Annotated in this window: 26 protein-coding genes; 9 read left to right on the top strand and 17 right to left on the bottom strand. The window is 69.6% G+C overall.

Features of this window, described 5'->3' with window-relative positions:
• The first annotated feature begins 10 nt into the window (after nucleotides 1-10).
• The 4 genes from AFER_RS06100 (at nucleotide 11) to AFER_RS06115 (ending at nucleotide 2,952) form a co-directional block, all read left to right on the top strand.
• The gene (locus AFER_RS06100) at nucleotides 11-469 is read left to right on the top strand and encodes a hypothetical protein (RefSeq protein WP_245525998.1); all 459 of its coding nucleotides are present in this window, start codon (nucleotides 11-13) and stop codon (nucleotides 467-469) included.
• A 103-nt stretch (nucleotides 470-572) separates the two neighbouring features.
• Nucleotides 573-1,076, top strand: coding sequence for a SixA phosphatase family protein (locus AFER_RS11025; RefSeq protein WP_015798605.1), 504 nt, complete (start codon nucleotides 573-575; stop codon nucleotides 1,074-1,076).
• 9 nt (nucleotides 1,077-1,085) lie between these two features.
• The gene (gene xseA / locus AFER_RS06110) at nucleotides 1,086-2,675 is read left to right on the top strand and encodes an exodeoxyribonuclease VII large subunit (RefSeq protein ID WP_015798606.1); all 1,590 of its coding nucleotides are present in this window, start codon (nucleotides 1,086-1,088) and stop codon (nucleotides 2,673-2,675) included.
• A complete protein-coding gene (locus tag AFER_RS06115; protein ID WP_015798607.1) occupies nucleotides 2,665-2,952 on the top strand; it encodes a hypothetical protein in 288 nt (95 codons plus the stop codon). The genes xseA and AFER_RS06115 overlap by 11 nt, the downstream gene beginning before the upstream one ends.
• On the opposite strand, the gene AFER_RS06120 is transcribed toward AFER_RS06115, so the two are convergent.
• The 3 genes from AFER_RS06120 to AFER_RS06130 form a co-directional block, all read right to left on the bottom strand.
• On the bottom strand, nucleotides 2,949-4,202 hold the full coding sequence (locus AFER_RS06120; RefSeq protein WP_015798608.1) for an aminotransferase family protein: 1,254 nt from the start codon (nucleotides 4,200-4,202) through the stop codon (nucleotides 2,949-2,951). The two genes, AFER_RS06115 and AFER_RS06120, sit on opposite strands and share 4 nt — an antisense overlap.
• A 22-nt stretch (nucleotides 4,203-4,224) precedes the next feature.
• Nucleotides 4,225-5,877 carry a GGDEF domain-containing protein gene (locus AFER_RS11030; RefSeq protein WP_015798609.1) on the bottom strand — a complete coding sequence of 551 codons (1,653 nt, stop codon included), beginning with the start codon at nucleotides 5,875-5,877 and terminating at the stop codon, nucleotides 4,225-4,227.
• Nucleotides 5,878-5,990: 113 nt separating this feature from the next.
• On the bottom strand, nucleotides 5,991-7,088 hold the full coding sequence (locus AFER_RS06130) for a C40 family peptidase (protein ID WP_015798610.1): 1,098 nt from the start codon (nucleotides 7,086-7,088) through the stop codon (nucleotides 5,991-5,993).
• A 96-nt stretch (nucleotides 7,089-7,184) separates the two neighbouring features.
• On the opposite strand from AFER_RS06130, the gene AFER_RS06135 reads away from it, so the two are divergent.
• Nucleotides 7,185-8,369: a CaiB/BaiF CoA transferase family protein gene (locus AFER_RS06135; protein WP_015798611.1), complete on the top strand. Its 1,185-nt coding sequence runs from the start codon at nucleotides 7,185-7,187 to the stop codon at nucleotides 8,367-8,369.
• Here AFER_RS06135 and AFER_RS06140 read toward each other — a convergent pair.
• From AFER_RS06140 to AFER_RS06160, 5 genes are all read right to left on the bottom strand, one after another.
• A complete protein-coding gene (locus AFER_RS06140; protein ID WP_015798612.1) occupies nucleotides 8,288-9,469 on the bottom strand; it encodes an amidase in 1,182 nt (393 codons plus the stop codon). The genes AFER_RS06135 and AFER_RS06140 overlap by 82 nt on opposite strands.
• On the bottom strand, nucleotides 9,453-10,451 hold the full coding sequence (locus AFER_RS06145; RefSeq protein ID WP_171788961.1) for an alpha/beta hydrolase family protein: 999 nt from the start codon (nucleotides 10,449-10,451) through the stop codon (nucleotides 9,453-9,455). The genes AFER_RS06140 and AFER_RS06145 overlap by 17 nt, the downstream gene beginning before the upstream one ends.
• A gap of 70 nt (nucleotides 10,452-10,521) precedes the next feature.
• Nucleotides 10,522-10,992, bottom strand: a complete 471-nt coding sequence (gene rpiB, locus AFER_RS06150; RefSeq protein ID WP_015798614.1) for a ribose 5-phosphate isomerase B — start codon at nucleotides 10,990-10,992, stop codon at nucleotides 10,522-10,524.
• Nucleotides 10,989-11,465: a proteasome activator gene (locus tag AFER_RS06155; RefSeq protein WP_015798615.1), complete on the bottom strand. Its 477-nt coding sequence runs from the start codon at nucleotides 11,463-11,465 to the stop codon at nucleotides 10,989-10,991. The genes rpiB and AFER_RS06155 overlap by 4 nt, the downstream gene beginning before the upstream one ends.
• A gap of 56 nt (nucleotides 11,466-11,521) precedes the next feature.
• Nucleotides 11,522-12,646: an alkaline phosphatase family protein gene (locus tag AFER_RS06160; RefSeq protein ID WP_015798616.1), complete on the bottom strand. Its 1,125-nt coding sequence runs from the start codon at nucleotides 12,644-12,646 to the stop codon at nucleotides 11,522-11,524.
• A gap of 312 nt (nucleotides 12,647-12,958) precedes the next feature.
• On the opposite strand from AFER_RS06160, the gene AFER_RS06170 reads away from it, so the two are divergent.
• On the top strand, nucleotides 12,959-13,414 hold the full coding sequence (locus AFER_RS06170; RefSeq protein WP_015798617.1) for an RrF2 family transcriptional regulator: 456 nt from the start codon (nucleotides 12,959-12,961) through the stop codon (nucleotides 13,412-13,414).
• On the top strand, nucleotides 13,414-16,017 hold the full coding sequence (locus tag AFER_RS06175) for a GNAT family N-acetyltransferase (protein WP_015798618.1): 2,604 nt from the start codon (nucleotides 13,414-13,416) through the stop codon (nucleotides 16,015-16,017). The genes AFER_RS06170 and AFER_RS06175 overlap by 1 nt, the downstream gene beginning before the upstream one ends.
• Before the next feature lie 79 nt (nucleotides 16,018-16,096).
• Here the strand turns inward: AFER_RS06175 and AFER_RS06180 are convergent, their stop codons facing one another.
• Together AFER_RS06180 and AFER_RS06185 are read right to left on the bottom strand one after the other, a co-directional pair.
• A complete protein-coding gene (locus AFER_RS06180) occupies nucleotides 16,097-16,579 on the bottom strand; it encodes a glutathione peroxidase (protein WP_015798619.1) in 483 nt (160 codons plus the stop codon).
• Nucleotides 16,580-16,663: 84 nt separating this feature from the next.
• Nucleotides 16,664-18,127 carry an NAD-dependent succinate-semialdehyde dehydrogenase gene (locus tag AFER_RS06185; protein WP_015798620.1) on the bottom strand — a complete coding sequence of 488 codons (1,464 nt, stop codon included), beginning with the start codon at nucleotides 18,125-18,127 and terminating at the stop codon, nucleotides 16,664-16,666.
• 124 nt (nucleotides 18,128-18,251) lie between these two features.
• On the opposite strand from AFER_RS06185, the gene AFER_RS06190 reads away from it, so the two are divergent.
• Nucleotides 18,252-19,865, top strand: a complete 1,614-nt coding sequence (locus tag AFER_RS06190; RefSeq protein ID WP_015798621.1) for a DUF885 domain-containing protein — start codon at nucleotides 18,252-18,254, stop codon at nucleotides 19,863-19,865.
• A gap of 38 nt (nucleotides 19,866-19,903) precedes the next feature.
• Here the strand turns inward: AFER_RS06190 and AFER_RS06195 are convergent, their stop codons facing one another.
• The 4 genes from AFER_RS06195 to AFER_RS06210 all read right to left on the bottom strand — a co-directional run bounded on the left by AFER_RS06195 (nucleotide 19,904) and on the right by AFER_RS06210 (nucleotide 23,045).
• Complete coding sequence (locus tag AFER_RS06195; protein WP_015798622.1) at nucleotides 19,904-20,086, bottom strand: hypothetical protein; 183 nt, start codon at nucleotides 20,084-20,086, stop codon at nucleotides 19,904-19,906.
• Between the two features lie 85 nt (nucleotides 20,087-20,171).
• The gene (locus AFER_RS06200) at nucleotides 20,172-20,972 is read right to left on the bottom strand and encodes an ABC transporter permease subunit (RefSeq protein ID WP_015798623.1); all 801 of its coding nucleotides are present in this window, start codon (nucleotides 20,970-20,972) and stop codon (nucleotides 20,172-20,174) included.
• Entirely contained in the window at nucleotides 20,962-21,870 is a 909-nt protein-coding gene (locus tag AFER_RS06205; protein WP_015798624.1) for an ABC transporter ATP-binding protein, read from the bottom strand. Before AFER_RS06205 ends, AFER_RS06200 begins: the two co-directional genes overlap by 11 nt.
• Nucleotides 21,867-23,045 (bottom strand): LolA family protein, encoded by a 1,179-nt coding sequence (locus AFER_RS06210; RefSeq protein WP_015798625.1) that lies wholly within the window; start codon nucleotides 23,043-23,045, stop codon nucleotides 21,867-21,869. Before AFER_RS06210 ends, AFER_RS06205 begins: the two co-directional genes overlap by 4 nt.
• An 851-nt stretch (nucleotides 23,046-23,896) precedes the next feature.
• Between AFER_RS06210 and AFER_RS06215 the strand changes: the two genes are divergently transcribed.
• Complete coding sequence (locus tag AFER_RS06215) at nucleotides 23,897-24,805, top strand: sigma-70 family RNA polymerase sigma factor (protein ID WP_015798626.1); 909 nt, start codon at nucleotides 23,897-23,899, stop codon at nucleotides 24,803-24,805.
• Between the two features lie 239 nt (nucleotides 24,806-25,044).
• On the opposite strand, the gene AFER_RS06220 is transcribed toward AFER_RS06215, so the two are convergent.
• Genes AFER_RS06220 through AFER_RS06230 form a run of 3 tightly spaced genes read right to left on the bottom strand, consistent with a single transcriptional unit; the run spans nucleotide 25,045 to nucleotide 26,862 of the window.
• Nucleotides 25,045-25,974 carry an RluA family pseudouridine synthase gene (locus tag AFER_RS06220; RefSeq protein WP_015798627.1) on the bottom strand — a complete coding sequence of 310 codons (930 nt, stop codon included), beginning with the start codon at nucleotides 25,972-25,974 and terminating at the stop codon, nucleotides 25,045-25,047.
• The gene (locus tag AFER_RS06225) at nucleotides 25,967-26,413 is read right to left on the bottom strand and encodes a signal peptidase II (RefSeq protein ID WP_049755369.1); all 447 of its coding nucleotides are present in this window, start codon (nucleotides 26,411-26,413) and stop codon (nucleotides 25,967-25,969) included. The genes AFER_RS06220 and AFER_RS06225 overlap by 8 nt, the downstream gene beginning before the upstream one ends.
• Nucleotides 26,410-26,862 (bottom strand): TraR/DksA family transcriptional regulator, encoded by a 453-nt coding sequence (locus AFER_RS06230; RefSeq protein WP_049755370.1) that lies wholly within the window; start codon nucleotides 26,860-26,862, stop codon nucleotides 26,410-26,412. The genes AFER_RS06225 and AFER_RS06230 overlap by 4 nt, the downstream gene beginning before the upstream one ends.
• Nucleotides 26,863-26,888: the final 26 nt, after the last annotated feature.

Genomic DNA, 26,888 nt, shown 5'->3' on the forward strand with positions numbered 1-26,888 from the left:
GGTGGCGCCCATGGCGCACGACCCTCGCCCAGCTCGCGTCGCCGGCCACAGTCATCGGCGCCGTCGGGGGGCGCTCATCGGATTGGCCGGCCTGGTCGTCGGCGCGTCGCTCACCTTCGCGCTCGAGCATCCCGCCGAGCAGACCCCGTCCGCGGCCGAGGTGATCACCCTTGCCGCTCCCCCGATCCACGGCACGCTCGTCGTCGACCGCCGTGCATGGGGATCATCGATCACCCTGACAGCAACCGGCCTACCGTCGACGGGCCAGGTCTCACTCGTCGTCCGCTCGACCGGTGGACAGGTGGTGGACGCAGCGTGGCGTGCGATCGGACCCCAGAGGATCAACGTCCAGGCGCCGACCCCATTCCAACCGAGCGCCATCGCAGCCACGACGCTCGTGGCCCACGGCCGCCACACGACCGTGCTCTGGAGCTGGCACCGACTCGGCACAGAACCGGGGACCACCTAGACGCGCGCACACGACGAGTGCACGTTTGCAATCATGCGGCCTACGAACGGCTACACTCTGCTATCCGTATGGGCAACACGCCTGCCCATGCAAGGAGGCACGGATGCTGGTCGTCGCCCGCCACGCTCCCGCAACCCGACCCCGGCCGGGCATGGCCGATCTCGAGCGCTCGCTCACCGAGGAGGGACTCGTCAAGGCACAAGCACTCTCGGTCGAGCTGGTCCGGCTCGCACCGACCCATCTCGTCTCGAGCCCGGCACGCCGCTGCATCGAGACCTTGGCGCCGCTCGCGAAGGCACTCGATCTCGAGATCATCACCGATGATGGCCTTGGGCCCAGTGCGAAGGCTCCACAGATCGCCATGAGCCTCGCCTACCTCGGAGCGCTCGACGGTGTCACCGTCGTCGCCACGCACGCGCCCCAGCTCGAAGTCCTCCTCGAGCAGTTGCTCGCCGATCACGGCATCTCCGTGGACGCCGACGCACTCCATCTCCCACCGGCCGGCTACGTGATCGTCGATGTCGCCGAAGGCGTGCGTCCCCCTCGCATCGACCGCGTCCGCGCCTACCGCGACGTGGGAACGGACCCGCTCCTCCTGGTCGGCTAGCGTAGCCCCGTGGACAGAGCGCTCGGGGTCAGCGAGCTGATCGGGCGCGTCAACGACGCCTTGGGTTCGCTCGGCCTCGTCACCGTGCGCGGCGTCGTCGAGTCGGCCAAGGCCTCCCAACGCGGTCACCTGTACTTCGATCTGATCGACGACGGCGACCGCCAAGCCCGCGTGAGCGCAGCCATCTGGGCGTCGCGCCGTGCCGGCATCGAGACGGCGTTGCGCCGCGCTGGACTCGGCTCGCTCGGCGACGGCGCGCTCGTCGTGGTCTCGGGACGGCTCCAGGTCTACGCTCCGCGCGGCTCGATGTCGCTCAGCATCGACCGCGTCGAGATCGAGGCGATGCTGGATGCTCGCGCCGCAACCCGCCAACGCCACCTACGCCAACTGGCCGCCGAAGGCATCGTGGACGCCAACCGACGCGTGCCGGTCCCCGCCGTCGCGCTCCGCATCGCGCTCGTCGCCTCGCGTGATGGCGTGGTGCGTGAGGACGTGCGACGCGCGCTCGCCGACACGGGCTTCGCGTTCACCGTCAGGTTGTACCACACCGAGGTATCCACCCGCGCAGCGAGCGTCCAGATCCGCCGCGCACTCGCGGCCGCGATCGCCGACCAGCCCGACCTCGTCCTCGTCGCCCGTGGCGGCGGTTCGGAGGGAGACCTCGCCGCCTTCGACGATCTCGACCTTGCCCGAGCGGTCGCCACGGCACCGGTGCCGATCTGGGTCGCCATCGGCCACGCCGTCGATCAGCCGCTCCTTGCCTACGTCGCCAACTGCGCCTTCGACGTGCCACAGAGCGCCGCCAAGGCCCTCGTCGCCCGGGTCGAGGACTTTCGCGAGGGCCTTGCCACCGAGATCGCAACCGCGATCCATCACGCTCGGGCACGGCTCGATCGCGGCTGGCTCCACACGCGCCAGATCGCCCACGCCATCGAAGCACACTCGCAACGACGTCTTGCGGCCGCACACCGCAGCCTGCCGAGCCCGTCCGTCCTCGACGCTCGCACCGACCAGCGCCTCACGAACGAGCGCCACACGCTCCCGGCGACCTCCGTCATCGACGCTCGAGTCCGGGCGCGGCTCGCTCGCAGTCGCGCGGTGCTCACAGCAGCGCGATCGGCCCGCGACATCGTCCGCCTCCGCGTACGCCTCGAAGTCCGCCAGCTCGTCGACCACCGCCGTGAGCTCGCCGCGGCGACGTCGGCCATCGCCACCGCTCACCGCACTGAGCTTCACGCGCGGCAACGACGCCTCACGCGCGCCGCGGCACGCCGGCGAGCACACCACGATGCCGCTCTCGCCGCCGTGCGTCGGCACCTCACCGCCGCGTCGTACCGGCGAGCTCGCCGGGATCGACGCGGCCTCGAGTTGCTCGCACGCCGCATCGAGGGGCTCGCCTCACCGCTCGAGCGCGGCTTCGCCATGATCACCGATCCGACGGGCACCTGGCTTCGCCGCGCGGACGCCATCGCAACCCACGCAATCGTGCACGCCCACTTCGTCGACGGCGTCGCCGCGCTGACCCCAGCTCGACGATCTCCGACCACGACGCATCCCCACCTGACCACGCGCCAAGGAGGACGACCCAATGACGACTGACCCGGCCGATGTTCGCTGGCTCATCGACCTCGACGAGGACGCCTTCGCGCGAGCCATCGAGCAACGCTCCTTCGAGGATCTTCGCGACACGGCACTCGCACTCACCGAACTCATCGACTCCGACGCCATCGGCGTCGATGACCTCGCGACCGTGGTACGGCGTGCGAGGGCCATCCTCGACGCGTGCGATCTGCGTCTGCGGCGCGTGGAGAACGAACTCGACCACGACGGCACCGCCGTCGAGGAAGCCTCGGCCGAGGTCGAGGAGCCGTTCTAGAGCTCTGCCGCGAGCGCGTCGAGGGCATCGGCGAGTCCCTCGACGATGACCCCGATCTCTGCGGGCTCGATGATCAGCGGCGGAGACAGAGCGATCGAGGTCGCCAGCACGCGCACGATGATGCCACGCTCGAGCGCCAGGCGCGCGAGTCGAGCGAGGGCGTCGGGGTGTTCGGCGAGCAGGTCGGAACGCAGCTCGACGGCCCCGAGCAGCCCTAGGCCACCGCGCACCTCGGCGACCAACGCAGAGGAGGCCAGCGGTCGAAGCCGAGCCAGCAGCTCGCCTTCGAGCACCGCCCCTCGTGCGAGGATCTGCTCGTCCTCGAGAATGCGGCAGTTCGCGATGCCCGCCGCAGTGCAGGTCGGATGACCCCCGTAGGTCGGCCCGTGCCGAAAGACCGGGGCTCCTGGTTGCTTGAACGGAGCCGCCACACGGCCCGACACCATGACCCCACCGAGCGGGAGATAGCCGCTCGTGACCCCCTTGGCGAAGGTGATCAGATCCGGCTCGACGCCGAGACGCTCGATCCCGAACCAGGTGCCGAGTCGACCGAACCCGCAGATCACGGAGTCGACGATGAGGAGCACACCGTGTCGCCGGCAGGTCGCTCCTAGCGCCTCGAAGTAGCCGGGAGGCGGTGGATAGACGCCGCCAGCACCGATGACGGGCTCGGCGATGACCGCGGCGACCCGCTCAGGGCCATTGGCGACGATGGCGGCCTCGACGGCCTCGACGTCGTCCCACGGCACCTGCACGGTGGTCGGGATGAGCTCGCCAAAGCCCGTCCGGTTGGCAGGGATGCCCCCAAGAGAGGTGCCAAAGCCCCAGGTTCCGTGGTAGCCGTTCGTTCGCGAGATGAGCACGGTGCGCTCCGGCTGGCCGACGAGCGAGAAGTAACGGCGAGCGAGCTTCACGGCCGTCTCGACGGCGTCACCGCCACCCGACACGAAGAACACCTCCGACTCGGGCATCGGCGAGCGAGCCGACAAGAACTCGGCGAGCTCCTCGGCCGGGCGATTGGAGAACGTGCCGAACGTGGAGTAGCCGGCAAGCTCACGCGCCTGCGCAGCGATCGCATCCGCGATCTCCGCCCTTCCGTGGCCGACGTTGGCGTACCACAGCGCCGCGGTCGCATCGAGGTAGCGCCGTCCCGTGTCGTCGTAGACCCAGATGCCCTCGCCCCGCACGAACACCACCGGATTCGTGTCGCTCTCGTAGAGCTGACCAAACGGATGCCAAAACCGTCCCATGCGTCCCTCCTCGGACGCGAGCCTACGGGACGTGGCGAACGGTGCCGTCCTGTCGCCGCACGACGACCTCCGAACGGTCGCGGCCCCGCTGCTTGGCCAGATAGAGCGCGACGTCGGCGGCTGCGAGCAGCGCCCGAAGATCCGGCGCGTCCGTCTCAGCCGACTCCGCCAACGCGACGCCCACCGAGGCACTCGCCTCGACACCGACCTCGGCGCGAACGCTCGAGGCGATCGATGCTCGGATCGCCTCGCCAAGCTGGCGAGCCCACTCGAGTTCGACATCGGTCACGAGCGCCACGAACTCCTCGCCTCCCCAGCGCGCGACCAAGTCGCGCGCTCGCAGGCACGAACGCAGGGCCTCCGCCGAGGCGCGGAGGGCAAGGTCACCGGCGAGGTGGCCGTACTCGTCGTTGAGGGCCTTGAAGTGGTCGAGATCGACGAAGACCACCGCGACCGCACGGCCCTCGACCTGAGCGTCATGGAGCGCCTCTGCGCCGGACGCCTCGAAGGTTCGACGGTTGGCGAGCGCGGTCAGGGCATCCGTCTCCGCGTAGCGGCGCAACTCCTCAGTTGCGCGAACCTGCCCGACAGCGATCGCGGCCTGGTCGGCGAAGAACTCGAGTGCCTGGATCTGGCCGAGGTCCGGATAGCGACCGTCCACCGGGTTGTCGACCGAGATCACTCCGAGGAGCCGCTCGTCCTCGAGAAGTGGGATCGACAGCGTATCCTCGGGCTGCCAGGCGTCGTCGTCGGCGACGTGCTCGGCTACCGGGACCGACATGCGGCGAGCGAGGTCGGGGTGCAGCGGATAGGCGCGATGCCGGAACAGGTACGACCGAGAGATGCGCATCTGCGGCGCCATGACCGCGGCGAACAGCGAGAGTGGGATGGGACCCTCGGTATGCAGGCGCTCCGCCTCGACGGGATCGACGCCACTCGTCACCGCGAGGACAAGCGAATCGCCTTCGCGCAGGTAGATCGCGGCCCTCGCGAAGCCACCTGCCGTCGTGACGGCATCCGCGGCGGTCTGGAGCACCTCGAGGAGCGCCGTGCGCCGCTGGACGTCTCCCGAGGCCGCGAGGAGCCCTGCGAGTCGAGCTCGCTCGGCCTCGAGGATGCGGACCTGGGCCGAGACGCGCGAACGCAGATGCTCCTGGACGAGGGCGAGCCCGACCAGCTGTGCGAGCACGTCCAGGTACCCGACTTCCTCGGCGTCGAGACCTCCGAGGCTCACCGGCTGGTCGAGGAACAAGATGGCGCCCACCTCTTGCTCCCACGACTCCACGAGTTCAAAGGTGAGCGTTGCCGGGTTCCACCCCTCGACGAGCGACTCCGTCTCGCGGATGGCCGCCTTGGCGAGCAGCTCGTCGAGCAACGGGTGGTCTCCGTCGACGACGTGGAGGCTACCGATGCGCCGCGCCACCGCAACGAGGCGATCGAGATCGGAGCGTGCGAGCGCGATCTCCCGGAGCTCCCGAGCCGAGGTCAACCGACCCGCGACGTGGGTCACACGGAAGTACCCATCGCCCTCGAGACTCGCGAGCCCAGCACTGGCGAACGACGTCAACGGAGCAATGGCTGCACACAGCGCGCGATCGAGGACCGTGTCGGTCGTCGGGCGGGCGAGAACCTCACCCGCGATGGCGGCAAGTTCGGCGAAGCGCCGCGCGGTCATGGCCTCTCCTCCGCCTCCCCTCATCGGCACTATCGGACGCTGGATCGGCGATCTCAAGTCACACGGGCAGCCTCGCCCACGCCGCGCTCAGCACCGTGGAGCGCGTGTCGCGCCTACGGCTGCCCGAACGCGACCGGCGTACCCGACCACCCGATCGGGTCGACGGCGACCGGCCGACCGGGTTCCGTGGCTTCGACCACCGACCCGCCGCCGACGTAGATGGCGACGTGGTCGATACCGGACGACCCCAACGTATCGTAGAAGACAAGATCACCGGGGACCAGCTGCCCGTAGCCGATAGGCGCCGAGTCGGCGGCCTGCGCAGCGGCGTCGTGCGGGAGGGCAAGGCCGAGCTGGGCGAAGACGTAGCTCACGAGCCCCGAACAGTCGAAGTACTGCACCCCTCCTGACCACTGGCCCGCGGCGCCATAGGAGTAACCGGTATCCCCGCGCGCCGCGATGGCTTCGGCGATCGAGGCCGCCTGCTCGAGCAGCGATGCGGACGCACCCTGAGCCGGCGGCGTCGCGGCAACCGCCGCCGTCTCGGTGGCGAGTTGGACACTCGCCCGCTGCTCGACCGCTCGCTGCTGAGCGGCTTGGGCCTGAGCGACGAGCTGGGCCATCTGGCCCTTCAGCGACGCCAACGCCGACTCGACGGACGCCTGCTCGCTCGCGGCCGCCGCTCGCGCAGCGGCGGCTACCGCCGCCGTCTGGCTCGCCGAACGCACGAGTGCCGCGAGCTGGGTTCGCTCGACCTCGAGCGCGAGTGCCATGGCCCGATACTGGGCGACGAGGCTTGTCTCGTCGGTCGCGGCGACCGACACGTCCGTCTGGACGATCGCTGCGCTGTTCGGGCTCCCGGCGAGCACCGCCCCCATGCCCGCCAATGCGTCACCGCTGGTGAACTGATCGAGGGCCGCACGGGCGAGCCGGGCCCGTTCACGCCCGAGCGCCTGTGTCTCGCTCGCGATACGCGCACGCACACCCGCGAGCTCGGCCTGATCCTGGGCGAGTTGCGCCGTCGCCGCGTCGTAGCGCTCCGCCGCGACCTGGACCGCACCGTCGAGGGCGGTGAGCTTCGCAGCGAGCTGAGCCGCTTCGGACTGGTCGGTGGCGAGATCGACGGGACGCGCAAGCGGCACTGCTTGGAGCGAGGCCGTCACGGCCGCAGCGATGCCGAGGAGGGCCGCCCGCACCAGCACGCGCCGCATCGCACCTCCCGCACCCAGATTGCGCTCAGGCTACCATGCCACTGGCGGCCGCACCAGACAGGCGACGGCGGCCCGTCCGAGCGATGGAGGTCAGCGATGGTGCACGGCGTCGACGACACGGCCCAGGGAGCACCTTCGGGCGCACTCGCCGGCATCGTCGTCGCGGACTTCTCACGGGTTCTCGCCGGGCCGCTCGCCACCATGATCCTCGGCGACCTCGGCGCGACCGTCATCAAGGTCGAGCACCCTCGCGGCGACGAGACGCGCACCTGGCGCCCTCCCGAGCGCGACGGAAGGGCCACCTACTATCTCAGCGTCAATCGCAACAAGCGTGCCATCGCGCTCGACCTCGACGACCCGAACGATCGTGCCATCGCATGTCGGCTCGCCGCCCGAGCTGACGTGCTCGTCGAGAACCTTCGAGTCGGGACCATGGCCCGGTGGGGCCTCGCCTACGACGACCTCCGCGCGACGAACCCGCGCCTCATCTACGCCTCGATCTCGGGCTATGGTGACGGACCCGGCGCTCACCTCCCCGGCTACGACGTCGCGATCCAAGCAGCGAGCGGGTTCATGGACCTGACCGGCCAACCAGACGGGCCAGCCACGAAGGCCGGCGTCGCGATCGTGGACGTCGAGACCGGTCTCACCCTCACCATCGGTGTCCTCGCTGCGCTCGTCGCGCGGGAGCAGACGGGACGGGGCCAGCTCGTGCGGACCAGCCTCCTCCAGAGCGCGTTGTTCGGCCTCGTGAACCAGATCGGTGGCTACCTCGCGACCGGGAACGTGCCACGACGGCTCGGCAACGCCCACCCCAGCCTCGCGCCCTACCAACCGCTCAGGTGCGCCGATGGCCTCCTCGTCATCGCCGTCGGCAACGACGCGCAGTTCGAGCGCCTCGCGACGGCGCTCGGCCTCGACGGCCTCGAGGATGACCCGCGCTTTGGCTCCAACGCCGATCGCGTGCGCCACCGCGACGAGCTCGCCGAGCTCCTCGAGGCGCGACTCGCGACCGAGACCCGCGAGACCTGGGCGCGCCGTCTCGAAGCCGCGGGCGTCCCCGCATCGCCCATCAACTCGGTCGCCGAAGCGGTGACGCTCGCCGAGTTTCTCGGGCTCTCGCCTCGAGTCCGGCTTCCCGGCCCGCTCGAGCTCGACACGATCGCGAACCCGCTCGCCCTCTCCGACACACCGGTCACCTACGCGCTCGAACCTCCGGATCTCGACGCCGATCGCGACTGGGTGCTGGCGTGGCTCGATGCGGCAGAACGAAACGCCTGAACGAGACGCCGTGCCACGTGGACGAGCCGCCCATCGGCACCGAATGGCCCGACGACCTGGACCGAGAACGGCACCCGGCTCGTTCGCCACGGGCCCGCTCCGCCCCCGACCGGCACGCTGAGCGCCGGCAGGCCGAGGGCGTTCCAGGGGATGGTGAGCTCGTTGAGCCGCAACGTCGACCAGGCACTGAGGGGTCCGGGCGGCGCGAGGAGGGTCGGCACGAGCGCGAGCGCCTCGCTGTCGGCGAACCAGGCCTCAAAGGCCGCCCGCCACGCGTGGAGCCGAGCACGTGCCTCGAGATAGGCCGCACCGTCGACCGCGAGCGCTCCCTCGAGCCGTCGCCTCACCCACGGATCGAGCCGATGCGCCTGGCGGAGGAGCCATCCCCACGTCGCCGCCGCCTCGAAGTCGAGGATCGTGCCGCCGGCACGGGCGAGCTCACCGAGATCGACCGGCGCCGACACCAGTCGCTCGGCGAGCTCGCCGAGTCGCCCATCGACGTTGGGCTCGCCGACACCCACACCGACGAGTGGCCAGTCGCCCACCAGCTCGTCGATCCCGAGCGCACGAGCGCCCTCGGACAGCCGATCGATGTCGGGGGCGATGAGCCCCACGGTGTCGAGACTGGGCGCCAGCGGCGCCACACCCGACGTCGGCAGAAGGCCGTAGCTCGGCTTCAGACCGAGGACCCCATTGGCCGCCGCTGGGATCCGCACCGATCCGCCGGTGTCGGTACCGAGGGCGAGATCGACGAGCCCGAGCCCGACCCCGACCGCCGATCCACTCGACGAACCACCCGGCACGAGCGACGCGTCCAACACGTTCTCCGGGGTGCCATCGAACGGGTTGACACCGTGCGTCCCGTAGGCGAGCTCCACCATGACCGTCCGCGCCGTCGGCACCCACCCGGCCGCTCGCAACCGTGCGACGACGGTCGCGTCCCGAAGCGCAGGTCCCACCATGGTGCCAAGGAGCCGACTCCCGACGCGCGTCGGCACGCCGACGACGTCGATGTTGTCCTTCACCCCGAGGCGACGTGCGACCGGAGCCGCTTCGATCGACGGGGCACCGAGTGCCCAATTCCTAGGAGCCGTCGACATCTGCCTCCTCTGTCGCGACGCCAGACACCTGTCCGATGGTCGCAACCTGCGTCACACTGGGCGCCATCTGCCGCAGGTACGTGTCGAAGAACGCGATGCTGACGGCAGCGACGGCCTGCTCGGCAGGCCCTTCGGTCGTGTAGGGTCCGAGGTGGTCGGCCCCGAGGAGCCACTCGAGGTACTTGGGCGCCTGGGCGTCCGCGTAGATCGCCTGGGATGCGGACGGCGGGTTCACCGTGTCGGCGGAGCCCTGCACGACGAGCATCGGGACGGACGAGCCGAAGAACGACCCGCCGAAGGGGGAGAACACCGCGCCCGACAGCACGGCGACGGCACGAACGCCAGGGATCGCACAGCAGGTGTTGTCCGCGCTCGCAAGGACCACGTCGCCGCCGTCGCTCTGGCCCGCGAGCGCGACGTCGTCGGTCGCGACACGGCCCGCGAGCACGCCCGAGCGCGCAAGCACGTCCATCTCGCCGATGGCGGCCGAGAGGTCACCCGGTTCGTTGAGCATGTCCGACTCGAAGGCGTCCGCGATCGCCGCGTCGTGCAGGTCGACCCCGTAGGTCGCCAGCGCCCACGCAGAGCTCAGTGGGAAGCGGGGAGCAGCGACCACGTAGCCTGCGCGAACCCACGCCTCGATGAGCGGCACGTACGCACTCGGATCCTCGTCGAAGCCGGCCGCAAACACGATGAGGGGATAGGGTCCACCCACGCTCGCGACCGGGGCATCGGCCACGATGGTACTCGATGCCGTCCGGGACGGATAGAAGACGTCCAGCAGGTAGCTGCGTTCCGAACACGCGTGCGTCGTCGGTACGCACGTCACCCTGCCAGGCTCGGTGACGGTCACCCGAAGCTCGCCCACCCCAGCGATCTGCCCGCTCTGGTGCGCAGACGACGAGCGCGGCCGCGTCGACGAGGGCGCTGGCTCGTGTCGATGCGTCGTCGACGCGCTCGGGGTCGTCGTCGCTCGTTCCATGGCCGTCGCCGTCACGACCGACGCCGACGCCACGACGACGACGGCACCGACCCCGACGAGGGCGCGGCGCCTAGCCCTGAGTCTGCGTGAACGAGACGCCGTTCTCGACCTCCGCGATCTGCGCGATCCTTCGCGCGTGACGCCCCCCATCGAAGTCGGCCGCGAGGAACGCATCGACGATGGCGAGCGCGAGGTCGTGACCGAGCAGACGCGCCCCGAGTGCGAGGACGTTGGCGTCGTTGTGCGCCCTGGCGAGGCGAGCGGACAGCTCGTTGTAGCACAGGGCTGCACGCACGCCCCGGACCTTGTTCGCCACGATCTGCTCGCCCTGACCCGAACCTCCGAAGACGATCCCGAGTTCGGCCGCGCCGGTCGCGACCGCCTCGGCAGCAGGCTGGCAGAAGAGCGGGTAGTCGACGGACTCCTCAGAGTCGGTGCCGAAGTCGAGGACGTCGAGTCCAGCCTCGACGAGGTGGCGCTTGACGGCCTCCTTCAGCGCGTAGCCGGCGTGGTCGGCGCCCAATGCGATGATCCGACTCACAGGTAGGCCCCCGGTGCTTGCTGGGCTCCAGGAGGCTGCGGCAGGCCGCGACCGCGCAACTGCTCCAGCTGTGCATTCGAGGCCATGCGCTGGGCAAACAGGGTCGCTTGGATGCCCTGGAACAGACCTTCAAGCCACCCGAGCAACTGGGCCTGCGCGACCCGGAGCTCGGCCTCGGACGGCACAACGCCCTCTTGGAACGGCAACGAGAAGGACCGCAGCTCGTCGGCGAGGTCGGGTGAGACCACCTCGCTCAGCGCGCGCAACGACTGCTCGTAGATCTCGGCGAGGCGCTCCCTGGAGCGCTCGTCGAGGGTCGCCTGACGGACCTCGTCGAGGAGCGCGCGCACCATCGCCCCGATGCGGATCACTCGAGCCGGCGACATCACCGCATCGGTATCGGCGCTACCAGCGTTGGGCTCGCCCGATGCTCCAGCCGTCGTCTGCTCGGCGTACTCAGAATTCTCAGCCATCAGCTCCCTCCATCGACCGGCTACGCACGACCCCGCGGCAGCCTACCTCACCGGACCTAGGGGCCCACCGCGATCGGCACGAGGACCTCGGCAGGGGTCAGTGCACCGTGGCGAGCGCGCATCCGTAGCGCGCCTTGATCGGCTGGGTCATCGAAGAACACGGGCGCGGTCGCGACGAGGCAGACGTCGCCGAGGCGTTGCTCGAAGGTCTCCGGGACCGGCCCCCCGAAGAGCCCAGCGGCGACGGCCTCCTCGCGTGTGAACACCTTCGCGACGTCGCCGTAGCGAGCGCGGCATCGCTCCGCCAACGCCGCCGGATCGCCAGCGGTGTGCAACCATCGGAAACGACCCTCGCCCGACACCAGCGAGCAGTCGCCTCGCACGTCGCGATCGAGTCGCAGAGCGCCTCCGTCGACCGCCACCTGACCATGATCGGCCGTGACGACCAGCGTCACCCCTGGCGGCAGCCGCTCGAGCAGCAGGCCGACCATCGCGTCGACCATGCGCAGCTCGCGCCGGTAGGCCTCCCCGAGACCGAACTCGTGCGCGGTGGTGTCGATCCCTTCGTAGTAGGCGTAGACGAACCGCTCCCCACGAGCGAGTGCCTCGTCGATACGCGTCACGACCTGGCTCAAGGTCGACCACCAGGCCAGCCGCGCGCCACGGAGATGCACCTTCGTGAAGCAGGTGTCGGCGTAGGCGAACTTGGTCACCGCAACGGGGTTCGCCCCGAGGAACGGGGTCACCGGCGCGAGCCGCTCCGGTGCCGGCGCCGGGCCTCGCCCGTTCACAGTCCAGCGCAAGACGTTGAGCACGGATCCAGGCCCGACGACGACGCGGTAGCCAAGCACGCCGTGCACCGCCGGCACCACGCCGGTCGTGAGCGACGTCAGCGCGGTCGCGGTCGTCGTCGGTGCCGTCGAGTGGGCTGGCACCACCCGGAGCGCGCCGAGGGTCGCAAGCTCGTGCCGATGCTCCATCAACTGGAGATAGCCGAGTCCGTCGAGCACGAGCAGGACGACTCGCTCGGGTGACCCCACGTGGTCGGCCAACCACGCGGGTGCTGCCGGCTGGCCCGCCATGTCGAGCAGGCCGAAGATCCCCGGCACCACACCGGCGAGCGACGGCCCGTCGTAGCGTGGCACTATGAAGCCGTGATCGGCCTCGCGCGCGATCTCCATCCGCCCTCCTTGGGCCAAGGCTACCGTGTGTTCGCCGCAGCCTGAAAGCCGAACCGCCGCGTTCGTCGCTTCACGACCACTCCACGGCTCGCGTGTCCGTGGGCGCTCGGCCCGAGCTCGCGCTCGAGCCGCGACCAGCATGGGAGCTGAGCTCCGTCCTGCCCGCACCCCGAGCGAACGACAGGAGTCGTCGCACCCTCGAACGAGCCAGCCTCGCTCGGGAACGACCCGGCCCCAGGCGCGCTCGTGGCCCAAGGTGGGCGATCGACCGATCGCCCCACGACCTCGCGGCCAGGAGCTAGGCTCGAGATAGTGAGGGTCTCCACGCGCGGTGACTACGCAGCCCGAGCATTGCTCTCGCTCGCGCTCCACCCGAGCGACCAACCGACCTCCGTCGCCGAGCTCGCTCGACGCACCGGGCTACCCCAGCCCTATCTCGAGCAGATCCTCCTCACGCTGAAGGGGGCAGGGCTCGTACGCTCGAAGCGGGGCGCAGGCGGCGGCTACACGCTCGGCCGGAGCGCGGAAGAGATCACCCTTGCCCAGATCATCGCGGCCGTCGACGGGCCGATCACCGTCGGTGACTTCAAGGAACCCCACGAAGACGGCGCGTGTGACCACGAAGGTCAGTGCGCGCTGCTCGAGGTCTGGGCCGAGGTCGGCCACCACATGGCCGATCACCTGCGCAGCTACACCCTTGCCGAGATGGTGCGCCGTGCTCGTGGGCTCCGCGGCGACGTGCTCGGCGCCGTCTCGGATCCTCGGTGATGACGACCGACGGCGAGAGCGACGCGCGCTACCCCGCGCACTGGGAGAGCGACATCGTCGCAGCCGACGGTCGCACGGTCCACGTGCGACCCATCCGTCCCGATGACGCAACAGCCATCAGGCGCCTGCATGGGCGCTGTTCACCCGAGACCATCTACTACCGCTTCTTCACGCCGTTGCCGGAGCTCTCGGACGCCATGCTCCAGCACTTCGTGGTCGTCGACTACGTCGACCGCATGGCCTTCGTCGCCGAATCCGGCGACGAACTCATCGCGGTCGCTCGCTACGACCGCCTCGCGGGCTCCTCGGATGCCGAGGTCGCCTTCCTCGTCGACGACGCCCACCAGGGCCGCGGTCTCGGCGCGGCGCTCCTCGAACTGCTCGCCGCCTACGCGCGACAGCACGGGATCGGGCGCTTCGTCGCCGAGACCCTTCCGGACAACGTCCGCATGCTCAAGGTGTTCCAGGACGCCGGCTATCGAGTCGCACGCACCTGGGCCGACGGCACCGTGCATGTCGTCTTCCCGATCGATCCCACGCCGAGCTCGGCGGCCGTGATGGCCGAACGGGAGCGCCGGGCGGCTGCCCGCAGTGTGGCCGCGCTCGTCAACCCGACCCGCGTCGCCTTGGTCGGCGCGAGCCGAACGCCGGGCAGCGTCGGTGACGTGCTCCTCGCCAACCTCCTCTCCGCGCGCTTCGAGGGAAGCCTCTGGGTGGTCAACCCGAACGCCGCAGCGGTCCGCGGCATCCCGACCGTCCCATCCCTGCGCGCCATCGGCCAACCCATCGACCTCGCCATCGTCGCCGTGCGCGCCGAGGAGCTCCCCCTCGTGCTCGAGGACGCCCACGCCGCCGAGGTGCGTGCGCTCGTCGTGGTCACCGCTGGCTTTTCCGACATCGGCCCCGAAGGGGCCGAGGAGGAACGTCGGCTGGTGGCGAGCGCTCGACGTCTCGGGATGCGCGTCGTCGGTCCCAACTCCATGGGGGTCGCCTCGCCCGCGATCGGGCTCGCCGGCACGCTCGCACCCTTTGCACTCGAGGCCGGTGGCACCTCGGTGCACGCGCAGTCAGGTCCCCTCTCGCTCGCCATCGTCGCCAAGTTGGCGCAGGCCTCGATCGGCATCGCGAGCTTCGTGTCGTCGGGCAACAAGGCCGATATCTCCGGCAACGACCTGCTCGCGTGGTGGGAGACCGACGAGCGGACCCGTTGCATCGTCCTCTACATCGAGGACTTCGGGAACCCTCGTACCTTCGCGCGCGTGGCCAGGCGGGTGAGCGCGACGAAGCCGATCCTCGTCGTCAAACCCGAGCGCGAGGGTCGCAGCCGTGTCGAGCCCGACCGACCAGGTGTGCTCGACACCGAGGTCGCGATCGATGCCCTCCTCGAGCGCACCGGCGTGCTTCGCACTCAGACGCTCGAGGAGCTGACCGAACTCGTTCGTCTGCTCGAGTCTCAGCCGCTGCCCGCCGGCGACCGAGTCGCCATCCTCGCCAATACCCAGGGGCCCGCCCCCTTGGTGGCCGACGCCGTCTTGCGGGCCGGCCTCGATCTCGCTCCCCTCGAGCCCGCCACCGTCGAGCGCCTCGGCACCCTCGGCCGCGCCGCGGCTCGCAACCCCCTCGAGCTCGGGCCCGGCGTCGTGCCGGCCGACTGGGAACGTGCTCTCGAACTGCTCCTCCTCGACGCCACGGTCGACGCCGTCATCATCAGCTTCATCCCCACCGTGGTCGGCGCGCCCGGCGATCCTCGACTCCTCGCCAACCCACTCCCGGGAGGCACGCTCCGCGGCGCACCGGCCCAGAGCCTCGCGCGCGCGGCCGAGATTGCCGACGCCGTGACGAAGGTCGCCACCCAGCGCGGACGCGATCGACCGAAGCCCGTCGTCGCGAACTTCCTCGCGCTCCCGGGTGTACCAGAACGCCTCGGCGCCGGTCCCCGCACCATCCCCTCGTTCGACTTTCCCGAGTCAGCGGCCAGGGCCCTCGGCCACGCGGCCCGCTACGCCCGATGGCGGGCGAGGGCCAACGGAACGCCGCTCGAGCTGGTGCCCCTGGCTGGCGACTGGGCGCGCGATCCCCTCGACGAATCCGCCGACGAGGACCGCGAGCTCGACGCCGAGGCCGTCGCGGGCCTCCTCGACTGGCTGGGGATCCCTCGACGCGCCCCATCGGGCGGCCGCCGCGAGGAACTCGAGGGTCGAGCGGTGCACCTGCGCCTCGAGCTGATCCACCTGGAGCGCTACGGCCCATTCCTGCGAGCGGGCCTCGCTGGTGACGCCTTCCGACGCATCGGGGCCTCGGTGGCCGTCGCACTGCCCCACACCGACCGTGACGTGATCGACTTCCTCGAGGCGATCCCGGGCGCGGACCTCGTCGTCGGGTCGGGGCCGTATCCGAGCGACGACCTCGTCGCGATCGTCCACCGCCTCGTGACGCTTGCTGAACGCCGCTATGACGTGGCGGCCCTCACGCTCGAGCCCGTCGTCGGCACGGCAAGGGGCTGGTGGGCTCGCAGTGGTCGCTGTGTCGTCCGACCACTGCGCCTCGAACCCGCGATGATCACGCGAAGCCTTCGCGCGCCCGGATCCCCCTCACCCGCCTGAGCCTCGTCGCACCGGCGCGAGCTCGGGTGGCGAGCCGTCGAGTGGTGACAAACCCTCACTTTGCGGCGAGCCTGCGCCCTCACAGGAGGGCGTCGATGGCCCCCACGAGCATCGGGTCCTGTGGCTCGACAGTGGGGCGAAACCGCTCGATCCGCTCTCCGTCGCGCGAGACGAGGAACTTCTCGAAGTTCCACTGCACGTCACCCGCCACGCCATCACCATCGGGGACCTCGCAGAGGCTCGCGTAGAGGCGATGGCGCCCCTCGCCGTTGACCTCGATCTTCGCAAACATCGGGAAGTCGACCCCGTAGGTGGTCCGGCAGAACGTCTCGATCTCCTCTGCGGTCCCGGGCTCTTGGCCGAGGAACTGATTGCACGGAAAGCCGAGCACGACGAAACCATCGTCTCGCCGTGCATGGTAGAGCTCGACGAGCCCCTCGTACTGCGGCGTGAGACCGCAGCGCGACGCGACGTTCACGACGAGCAGCACCTTGCCCCGATAGGCGGAGAGTTCCTCCTTCGTGCCGTCCAGCCGCTCCATCACCAAATCGTACGGGAACATCGAACCCCTCCTCGCGTCTACCGCGTTAGGTCAAGGCCTCCGTGGGCGAAGTTCTTCCCATTCCCCAGATCTCGCCCGGCGTGCTCAGGACAGGTTGAGGGCCGCGTACTTGACGTTCAGGTACTCGTGGATCCCTTCGAACCCACCCTCACGGCCGAACCCCGAGCGCTTGACTCCGCCGAACGGGGCTGCCGCGTTGGAGACGAGGCCCTGGTTGACGCCCACCATCCCGGTCTCGAGGGCCTCGATGGTGCGGACTGCCCGGGAGAGCGACTCGGTGAAGATGTAGCCGACGAGGCCGTAGGTGGTGTCGTTGGCAAGGCGGATGGCCTCGTCGTCGTCGTCGAAGCGATAGACCGGTGCGACTGGACCGAAGATCTCCTCTCGGAACACGCGAGCCGTCGGAGGCACGTCTCGAAGCACCGTGGGCGAGAAGAAGTACCCTCGGTCCCCGCGCCGCTCGCCTCCGGTGACCAGTGAGGCACCCGCAGCAACGGCATCTTCGACGAGCCCCGAGACCTTCGCCAACGCGTCAGCGTCGATCAGGGGGCCGACGGACGCATCGGGCTCCGTACCGCGCGCGACCTTGAGCGACGCCAGAGCCGTCGCGAGGCGCTCGGAGAAGGTGTCCGCCAGGGACTCATGGACGAGGATCCGGTTCGCCGACGTGCACGCCTCCCCGCCGTTGCGCATCTTCGCGAAGACCGCGCCCGCAACTGCCTTGTCGAGATCGGCGTCTTCGAACACGATCAGCGGTGCGTTCCCACCCAGCTCCATGGACAAGCGCAAGAGCCCTGACGACGCCTTGCGCATCAGCAGGCTCCCGACCTCCGTCGAGCCCGTGAACGACAGCTTGCGCAGACCAGGGTGTCCGATGATCGCGTCCGAGATCGGGCCGGGGTGCGAAGTCGTGACGACGTTCAGAACCCCAGGCGGCAGACCGACGCGCTCGAAGATCGACGCAAGGGCGAGCGTACACAGCGGGGTCTGCTCCGCCGGCTTCACGATGACCGTGCACCCAGCCGCGAGCGCCGGGGCGATCTTGCGTGTTCCCATGGCGAGCGGAAAGTTCCACGGGGTGATCAGGTAGCTCGGTCCGACCGGCTGGCGTGTGGTGAGCACCCGTGTCGTGGCGTCGGGGGAGACGTAGAAGTCGCCGTGCACGCGCACCGCCTCTTCGGAGAACCACCGCAGGAACTCTGCCGCGTAGGCGACTTCACCCCGAGACTCTGCGACCGGCTTCCCCATCTCGAGGGTCATCAGCAGCGCGAGGTCATCCTGGGCAGCCATGACCGCCTCGAAGGCTCGCCGCAGGATCTCGGCCCGCTCCCGGGGAGCGCTGTGGGCCCACGCCTCTTGGTGCGCGACAGCAGCGTCGACAGCCTGGCGAGCGTCGTCGACCGTAGCGTCGGCGACGGAGGCGATGACCTCACCGGTCGCGGGATCCTCGACGTCGAAGCGACCCCCGTCAGCGGCCTCGCGCCACGCGCCGTCGACGTAGAGTCCCGTCGGCACCGTCCGAACGACCGCTCGCTCTCGCTCCTCCACGTCAGCCTCCTCCTGTCGGATCGCAGCACCCTGCAGCGACCGTAGCCTACCAAGCTCCTCGCAACGGTATCCATCGCGGACCGCGCCGCGTCAGCTCGATTCCGCACTGCCCTAGGCTCAGGCCATGCACGCATCGGAGCAGTACCTGCGCGAGCTCGTCGAGCTCGACCCCATTCTCGCGACCGAGCTCGGCCTCGACACCGATCGTCTCCCCGACTTCTCGCCCGACGGCAACGACGAGCGAGCGCTGCTCGCTCGTCGCGCACTTGCCTGGCTCGCCGACGAATCCGATCCGGACCCCATCGCCGCCGACCTCATGCGCGAGCGACTCTCGAGTCAGCTCGCACTCTACGACGCCGGCGAGCACGAGCGGGCGGTGAACGTCATCGCCTCACCTCAGCACGCCATCAAGGAGGCGTTCGACCTGATGCGCATCGAGGGTCCCGACGACGCCGAACGGGTTGTCCGCCGCCTTCGAGCCGTCCCGAGCGCCCTCGCCGGCTACCGCGCGACCTTGGAGCGAGGTCGAGCCAACGGCCGTCTGGCGCAGCGACGACAGGTGCTCGCCGCTGCCCTGCTCGCCGAACAGACCGCGGATGCCTACTTCGCTGGCGTCGAGCGTCGTGTCCTCCAGGCAACGCAGCAAACCGAAGCCGACCAACGGCTGGCGGGCGCGATCGAGGCCGCGCGCTCTGCCTACGGCGAGCTCGCGAGCTACCTCAAGGATGCCTACGCCCCGAGCGCCATCGACCAAGACGGCGTCGGCAGGGAGCGGTGGGCCCTGTGGTGCCGCCACGCGAACGGTCGAGATGTCGATCCGGAGGAGGCGGTCGCGTGGGCGGCCGACGAACTCGCCGCGCTCGGCGCCGAGATCGAGACCGAGGCCAGGCGGCTCGGCCTCGAACCCGGGCCTGGTCTGCTGACGGCGCTCGATCAGGACCCCTCACGGCAGATCGTCGGTGTCGACGCCTTCCTCGCGTGGAACCAGGCTCGCATCGACGAGGCCATCGAGATCGTCGACTCCCGAGCCGTCACGATCCCCGCCGCGATCCGTCGATGCGAGGCGCTCGAGGCTCCTCCCGGCGGTGCTGCGGCCATGTACTACACGCCACCCTCGGAAGACCTCGCGCGCCCGGGACGCACCTGGTATCCGACCCATGGCAAGACCCGCTTCTCACTGTGGAACGAGCTGACCACCGTCTACCACGAGTCCGTCCCCGGCCACCACCTCCAACTCGGCATCGCGACCTGGCGTGGCGCAGCGCTCGATCCCTTCCAACGAACGCTGGGCTCGATCTCGGGTCACGTCGAGGGCTGGGCGCTCTATGCCGAGCGACTGGCCGACGAACTCGGGCTCTTCCCCGACCCGGCGTTTCGGATCGGCTATCTCCTCTCGCAGCGCTTCCGTACGCTGCGCATCCTCATCGACATCGGGCTGCACACCGGCATCGGTGCGCAGCGACGCTCGGCCGAGCCCCTCACCCCAGAGCGCGCCATCGACGACCTCGTCCAGATCGCAGGTCTGGAGCGTCCGTTCGCTGCAAGCGAAGTCGATCGCTACCTCGGCTGGCCGGCACAGGCGACCAGCTACAAGCTTGGCGAACGAGCCTGGCGAGACGCGCGCGAGCGCGCTCGCGCGCGTGGGGTCAGCGATCGCCGCTTCCACGAGTCGCTCCTCGGCCTCGGGTTCATCAGCCTCGACCAGCTCGCGACCGTCGCGGCCACGCTGGCACCGTAGGGGTAGCGCCGTCGTCGTGCGCCACCCCAACGACGGCCTTAGCCCTGCTTGGGTGGACGGGTCGCGCTGCGCACCAACGCCCGAAGGGCGAGCACCACCACGGCGACGATCGCCACGACGACCGCAAGGCTGATGATGGCGTGCACAATGGTCAGCAAGAAGCCCAAGACCAGCACGCCCACGACGACGACCGCGACACCTATGAGGACACGTCCAAGCATCGGACCACCTCCACGGTCAACCCTAGACCACGATGCTGAGCGAAGTCCGAATCCGCGCTCGAGAACCGCCGCACATCTCGAGTACCTAGCTGACGATGTCCTTCGACAGAAAGCTCGACACAGCAGCCGTACCCCACACGACCAACCACGCCGCCTGCTCCGCAAGGTCCTTGAGGATGGGCGTCAGGTAGGCCGGCGAGCGGAACAAGTTGATGAACGAGCCCCAGTACGTCGAGAGCAAGATGGGTCGCACGACGGCGAGCTGCGGGACGGCGCCGATGACCTCCGCAGCGATCACGATGGCCAACGTGATCGCGGTCGCCGTGAGCGACGACGAGGTCGCCGTCGAGATGGCGACGCCGACGGCCACCACTCCGACCAGCGACGCTCCCACGACGAGCGCGCTGAGGAGCACGTCGCCGACGCCGGACGCGACGCCGACGGCGGTCCCGGACAGCGTCACGAGCCGCCCGTGCGGAAACAAGACGAAGCCCACGACGAGCCCGACGACCGCGACGGTGAGCGCCGCGACGATGGCGAACACCAGTGCGGCAACCCCCTTGGCGACGACGACCCGCGAGCGAGACCCCCCGGACAGGAGCAGGTAGCGGAGCGATCCGTTGGCGGCATCACCCGCCACCGCATCTCCCGCGACGATGGCGACAGCCAGCGGGAGCACCAGGGTCCCCATGGTGGCGAGCGCGGCAGCCGGCAAGAAGACGGCGTTCTGGGTGATGACCGAGAAGAACGGCGGACCGCCGCCGTTGCGAGGACCACCCGCGACCTTGACCACGATACCGAGCACGATCGGCAAGACCGAGAGCAACACGAGGATGACCAGGTTGCGAGGACGGCGAAACACCCGGCCGAGCTCGTCAACGAACATCGAAGCCCTCCCCCACCTCTGCGAGGAAGAGATCCTCGAGACTCGGCAGCACCGGGGTAACCTCCTCGAGTTCGATACCGCGCTCCACCGCCGAGGCGATGAGTGCTGGCATCGCCGAGCGCGGCGCGACGACCTGGACCGCGACCCCATCCGCAGACGCCGTCGCCCCAGGGAGGGCGAGCAAGCGCTCGAGCGGCCGACCGCGCAGGCGCCAGGTCGGCTCGTCGATCTCTCGCAGCTCACTGACCGGCCCCTGGCGAACGACGCGGCCCTGCGACATGAAGGCCACGTGACTACAGAGCAGTTCCGCCTCGGCGAGCAGATGGGTCGAGAGGAACACGGTGCGACCCTCGTCGCGAAGGGCAGCGAGCAGCCGGCGCACCTCGCGCATGCCCGCGGGGTCAAGGCCGTTGGTCGGTTCGTCGAGGACCAAGAGCTCCGCATCGGTCATGATGGCTTGGGCGATGCCGAGACGTTGTCGCATGCCGAGCGAGAACCGAGCAACGCGTCGATCCGCCACGGCCCCGAGCCCCACCCGTTCGAGCGCGGCTTCGATCAGCCGCTGGCGCGCGCCCGACGCGACGCCTCTCGCGGCCAAGAGCCGGGCGAGATTGTCGCGAGCGCTCAGGTACGGGACGTAGCCCGGACCTTCGACCAGCGCGCCGACCCGTGCGCGCACGGAGGCGAGTCGCGGAACCGTCGCACCGAGCACCTGCGCGCGACCGGCATCGAGGAAGATGAGTCCGAGCAGCGCGCGGATCGTCGTGGTCTTCCCCGATCCGTTCGGACCGAGGAAGCCGAAGATGCTCCCTGCTGGGACCTCGAGGTCGACCCGGTCAAGGACACGGGTGCGGCCGAAAGACTTCTCGAGCCCCTCGGCACTGATGACGATGCTCACCCACCGATCACGACGGTGGCGTCGCTCTCGAGGATCGCAGGGGTGACGGCGCCGACGAGGACTTGTCCGCTCGGCAACTGGAGGGCGTTGACGAGCGCGGTCTGGAGCAGCATGGCGTGCGCTCCATCAGCGAGCGTGACTGGCTGCTCCAGGGTGCGAAGCGTCGAGCCGAACGACGAGGACCCCGCAGACGTCGAGGTAGGCGCGCCGAGCGCTCCCTTCGGCAACACCGCGACGCGATCCCAGCCCGACCCAAGCGTCGTCGCACCGGCCACGTTCACTGCACAGGTTCCGGGCGCATACCCCGTCCAGCCGGACGCGGTCGGCGTCACCGACGAACTCTGCAGAGGAACCATGCAGCCCGTCGGCGAGAGCGCCACGGACTCCTGACGCACCGTGGCACCGGCTGGCGGCGTGAACGTGAACGTGGACGCAGGCAGCGAGCCGAAGGAGATCTGGGTGAACTGCCACGAGAGATCCGTGGTGCCATCGGCACCCTGAATCGCCATACCGAGCACTTGGTCATTGGCTGCGTCAACCCAGAAGCTCACCCGCCCGATGGTCGAGCCGGCCTGCGTCGGCTGGATCACGAGGGTATAGACAGGCTGACCAGCGACGTAAGTGTTGTGGCCGAGGCGCACGGTCGAATCGGTGCCAAGTGCCGCAACGATCGTGTCCGCCGCCGTGGTGGGGTCGAACGTCGACTGTGCGGCCGAGGACATCGACGATGGCGCCGAGCCAGAGGCCACGAGATGCATCGCCTGCTCACCTGATGAGTTCCACAACCACACCCCGGTGCGGCTCGCGTAGAGGTCCCGCTCGCTCTGGGCGTTGAGCACCTCGACCCGCAGACCTTCGCCCACACCGCGCCACAGCCGCACGCTGGCCGTTCCTTCAGGGATTGCCACGGCGTTCGTCGACGACGAGCCCTGGACGCCCGAGAGCAAGGACGCCGCCGGACCCAACAGGTTGGACGTGATCTGGAGGGTGCCCGAGAACGACTGGGGTCGAGCCCCGAGCACCGCCGCGACCAACTCCTGCGGTGACACCGGCGTCAACGACTCGGTCTGCGCACTCGCCAGCGAGGGCGTCAGTGCGGCCGCGGCCACCGCGACCAGCGCGGCTCCGACGGGAATGCCAACGCGTACCCCACGACGTCGCACACCATGCGCCATGGCTCCTCCTCTACGTCCTCTACGCTTGCCCGTCCTCAACGTCCGACGGCGCTCGATCGACGGCACTCGATTCGGTGCCTGAATCCCACGCTAGTCCTCCACTCAGAGCGCCGTCACCGCCGATGTGTCGGGATCTCAGGCAACCATAGGCCTCCTACAAGGACACCCTCGAGCGCGTCTCACCCCATCCTCAGCTGCGACGACACACTCGACCTTGTGCGTACGGACCGTCGCGGTGGCCCCTGAAGGACGATGGATGCTCCCAACCATCGGGCCACGGCGCAGCTGCATCGCGCCCTCGCGCTCACACGCAGACGGTGCACGAGCGGCTGGACCCAGAGCGCGTGCGTCCGTCGCCTCGCACACGCCCTCGTGGCCGATCGAGCGGAGCACGCTCGAGCGTGGCGGCATCGACCACGGGGGCTGCGAACAGGAAGGGAGCGCACCGTCGTGGTCGCAGCATGCTGCCCACCGAACCAACGCGAACGCCGTCACATCGGCGAACCACGGAACGTGTCCGAGGGTTCTGACGCGAGCGGTCGCGCCGGCGGAAGCGGGTGTCAGCAGGGAAACAATCCCGACGCCCGACGTGTTATACTGTGGCAGCGCCACCTCGTGCCCTCGTCAAGTTCGACCCGTGTCCACGCCGATCCCGAAGACGACGAACCGAAACCCGACTAGATCGAGTGGGCAGCCAGAGCATGGCGAGAGCCTCGGGGGGCTGTGCGAGCGCAGTGGCTCTCGTGGCAGGTCGGGACACGACTCCTGGTCGCTACACGGAGCACGGCGCCCAGCGTAGTTCGGCGCGTCGATGAGGGGCAGCAGCGATACCGTTCATGAGAGAGGGCACGATGGCGACGAAGAGTGATAGCGCGCTGAAGCAGAGTTCGCGTAAGCGACGCTCGGTCCAGGCGGAGGTCGACTCTGCGCTCCAGGCGGCGGGCCTTGGAGCGGACTCGATCCGCCTCTTCCTCGACGATCTCGCCAAGCACCCCTTGCCGTCGGCGGCTGAACAAGTCGAACTCGCCAAGCGCGTGCGCGAGGGCGACGAGGACGCCAAGGCCGAGATGGTCGCCGCCAACCTGCGGCTCGTCGTCCACTGGGCGCGCCGCTACCAAGATCGTGGCGTCGAACTGGCCGACCTCATCCAGGAGGGTACGTTCGGCCTCATCCGGGCTGTCGAGAAGTTCGACTGGCGACGCGGGTTCAAGTTCTCGACGTATGCCACGTGGTGGGTCCGCCAGTCGCTCCAGCGTGCGGTCCACAACCATGGTCAGGCGATCCGCCTCCCCATGGAGGCAGCAGAGCGTTCCCGTCGCGTCGACAACGTCACCCGTGAGCTCGCGGCTGACCTCGGCCGTGCGCCGACCGAAGAGGAGATCGCGATGGCCGCGAACCTCTCCGCGAGTCAGCTCGCCGACGTGCGTCACGCGGCTCGCGTCGTCGCGAGTCTCGATCAGGCGGTGGGCCCAGAGGGCGAGACGAGCCTTGGCGATCTCGTGGTCGCCCAGGACACCTCGTTCGAGGAAGAGGTCGACGAATCCATCTCGCGGGAAATGCTGCGTCGCGCCGTCGAAGAGCTCGACGAACTCGAGCGCCAGGTCGTCACCCTGCGTTTCGGTCTCCAAGGAGATCGGCCTGCTTCCCTCGAGGCGACCGCGCGCATCCTCGGGATCGGACCGCGACGGGCTCGTCGCCTCGAAGCGAGTGCGCTTGCAAAGCTCGCTGAGAATCCGCGGCTGAGGACCTCGGCGGCCTAGAACATCGGCGGCAGAGCACCTCGGCGGCCAAGAACCTCGGCGGGCTCGGGCCACGGCCCACGCACACTTCCAGCGTCCCCGACGGCCACCGTTGGGCCTCCGGGCATTGAGCTGCAGGCGCACTGCGACAGGCTGGGGCGCCATCAGCGACTCGCCAGCCAGGCACCGCACCAGATATCAGAAGCCGAAGGCGACATCGCTCGGCGAGCAGCCGGCCACACTCCCGCCCGAGGGGCTCGTCAACGCCCCTCGTCGACGCGGAGAATCGCCTCCGTGCGGGCGCGCGCCGCGAGCTCGCCGAGGTCCTCCGGGAGCTCCGCGGTCACCTCCACGCGTCCAGGACGCGTTGGATGCTCGAACGCGAGCGCGGTCGCGTGGAGGAACGGACGTTCGAGCCCGCCGTAGGGGACGCCATAGACCTCGTCGCCAACGATCGGATGCCCGATGGCGCTGAGGTGCACACGGATCTGGTGGGTCCTCCCGGTCTCCAGCGTGAGCTCGACGAGCGACGTATCCGGACCATGCCAGACCACCCTCAGCTGCGTTCGAGCGTCACGACCGCCGCTCACCACCGCGACACGGGACAGATCGCGCAGATCGCGACCGAGCGGCGCCTCGATGCGTGCAGCTTGCGGCGGTACGCCCACGACGAGTGCACGGTAGCGACGCTCCACCTCGTGGTCGTGGACCGCCCGCCGCAACGACTCGTAGGCGCCCGCGCTGAGGGCGATGACCATGAGGCCACTCGTGCCGCGATCGAGTCGATGCACGAGCCCACGACGCAACGGATCGCCGGGAAGGGCACGGAGCGACGGCCACCGTTCGAGTGCCCAATCCGCGACGCTCGGACGCACATCGCGGAGGTGGGTGCGATGGACGATCAGACCAGCCGGCTTGTCGATCACCGCCACGTCGTCGTCCTCGTAGCAGACCACCGGTGCGCCCTCCGGAGCCGGCGGAGCGGCAGGATCCGGCCAGGTGGCCTCGAGGAGCTCGCCGGCCCGCAGGCGCCTCGAACGTCGCTGCTCGACACGGCCGTCGACCAGGACCCCGCCATCGTCCACGAGCTGCTGGGCGAACGCCCGCTCGATCCCGCCGGCGATCGCGACCGCCCGATCGAGACGCTCGCCAGCGAGCGACGCTCCGATCGTGAGGCGCAGCTCACCCACGATGCCCGCGCACCTCGGACAGAGCGAGCACGACCACCCCGACCGTGATGGCGGCGTCAGCGAGGTTGAACACCGGCCACAGCGGGAGCTGGATCCAGTCGATGACGGCGCCGTGGTGATGACGCACCACGCGATCAGCCAGATTCGAGATCGCTCCACCGACCACGAGAGACGCGGCGATCTGCGAGGCGACAAAGCGCCGCGTCAGGCCCCACGCACCGATCGCGACGGCGACCACGGTCGCGACGACGCCGGCGACCACGGGGTGACCTACGCCCAGCGAGAATGCGACGCCCGTGTTCAAGACCTCGACGAGATGGATCGGCCCGATGCTCACCGGATGCGTTGCGAAGTGGTCCTCGGCGATCGTCTTCGTGACCTGGTCGGCGATGACGACGGCACCCGCGACGCAGGTGGTCAGGAGGATGCGGCCCCTCAACGACGGCGCGTCAGCCCCCCCTCCTTGCACCGCACGCACAAGCGCGCGTACGGGAGCGCGCGCAGCCGCGCCCTGGCGATCGGCTCGTGGCAGACCTCACAGGCACCGTAGGTACCGGCATCGATCTTGGCCAATGCATCGGCGACCTCACTGAGCGCTGCGCGAGCGCTGGCAGCAAGGGCGAGGTCGCGCTCTCGGTCGATCGCGGCCGTACCACCCTCGCCAGACTCCTCGTCGAACTGCACCTCGAGAGGCCCGTTCGTCTGCACGAGCTGATCGGCCTCCGCCTTGAGCTGCGAAGCCTGCTGCTCGAGATGGGCCCGCTCGACGAGGAGCAGGTTGCGCTGCTCCTCGATGAACGTCCCTTCGTCGAGCGCGTCGAGCTCGTCCTCGTCCAATGCGAGGTACGCCTCGGCACGCTCGTCGTTCGGAATAGTTCGCTCAGCCATGAAGTCCTCACTCCTCGCTACGGTGC

The organism is Acidimicrobium ferrooxidans DSM 10331 (assembly GCF_000023265.1).
Taxonomy (GTDB): Bacteria; Actinomycetota; Acidimicrobiia; order Acidimicrobiales; family Acidimicrobiaceae; genus Acidimicrobium; species Acidimicrobium ferrooxidans.

Coding starts and splice junctions, on each gene's coding strand:
- AFER_RS06130 (WP_015798610.1), bottom strand. CDS start 7,088: ATGCGGCGCGTGCTGGTGCGGGCGGCCCTCCTCGGCATCGCTGCGGCC.
- AFER_RS06145 (WP_171788961.1), bottom strand. CDS start 10,451: ATGGAACGAGCGACGACGACCCCGAGCGCGTCGACGACGCATCGACAC.
- AFER_RS06120 (WP_015798608.1), bottom strand. CDS start 4,202: ATGGGACGGTTTTGGCATCCGTTTGGTCAGCTCTACGAGAGCGACACG.
- AFER_RS06115 (WP_015798607.1), top strand. CDS start 2,665: ATGACGACTGACCCGGCCGATGTTCGCTGGCTCATCGACCTCGACGAG.
- AFER_RS06155 (WP_015798615.1), bottom strand. CDS start 11,465: ATGGCTGAGAATTCTGAGTACGCCGAGCAGACGACGGCTGGAGCATCG.
- AFER_RS11025 (WP_015798605.1), top strand. CDS start 573: ATGCTGGTCGTCGCCCGCCACGCTCCCGCAACCCGACCCCGGCCGGGC.
- AFER_RS06230 (WP_049755370.1), bottom strand. CDS start 26,862: ATGGCTGAGCGAACTATTCCGAACGACGAGCGTGCCGAGGCGTACCTC.
- AFER_RS06100 (WP_245525998.1), top strand. CDS start 11: ATGGCGCACGACCCTCGCCCAGCTCGCGTCGCCGGCCACAGTCATCGG.
- AFER_RS06195 (WP_015798622.1), bottom strand. CDS start 20,086: ATGCTTGGACGTGTCCTCATAGGTGTCGCGGTCGTCGTCGTGGGCGTG.
- AFER_RS06180 (WP_015798619.1), bottom strand. CDS start 16,579: ATGTTCCCGTACGATTTGGTGATGGAGCGGCTGGACGGCACGAAGGAG.
- AFER_RS06215 (WP_015798626.1), top strand. CDS start 23,897: ATGGCGACGAAGAGTGATAGCGCGCTGAAGCAGAGTTCGCGTAAGCGA.
- AFER_RS11030 (WP_015798609.1), bottom strand. CDS start 5,877: ATGACCGCGCGGCGCTTCGCCGAACTTGCCGCCATCGCGGGTGAGGTT.
- AFER_RS06200 (WP_015798623.1), bottom strand. CDS start 20,972: ATGTTCGTTGACGAGCTCGGCCGGGTGTTTCGCCGTCCTCGCAACCTG.
- AFER_RS06135 (WP_015798611.1), top strand. CDS start 7,185: ATGGTGCACGGCGTCGACGACACGGCCCAGGGAGCACCTTCGGGCGCA.
- AFER_RS06210 (WP_015798625.1), bottom strand. CDS start 23,045: ATGGCGCATGGTGTGCGACGTCGTGGGGTACGCGTTGGCATTCCCGTC.
- AFER_RS06160 (WP_015798616.1), bottom strand. CDS start 12,646: ATGGAGATCGCGCGCGAGGCCGATCACGGCTTCATAGTGCCACGCTAC.
- AFER_RS06140 (WP_015798612.1), bottom strand. CDS start 9,469: ATGTCGACGGCTCCTAGGAATTGGGCACTCGGTGCCCCGTCGATCGAA.
- AFER_RS06175 (WP_015798618.1), top strand. CDS start 13,414: ATGACGACCGACGGCGAGAGCGACGCGCGCTACCCCGCGCACTGGGAG.
- AFER_RS06190 (WP_015798621.1), top strand. CDS start 18,252: ATGCACGCATCGGAGCAGTACCTGCGCGAGCTCGTCGAGCTCGACCCC.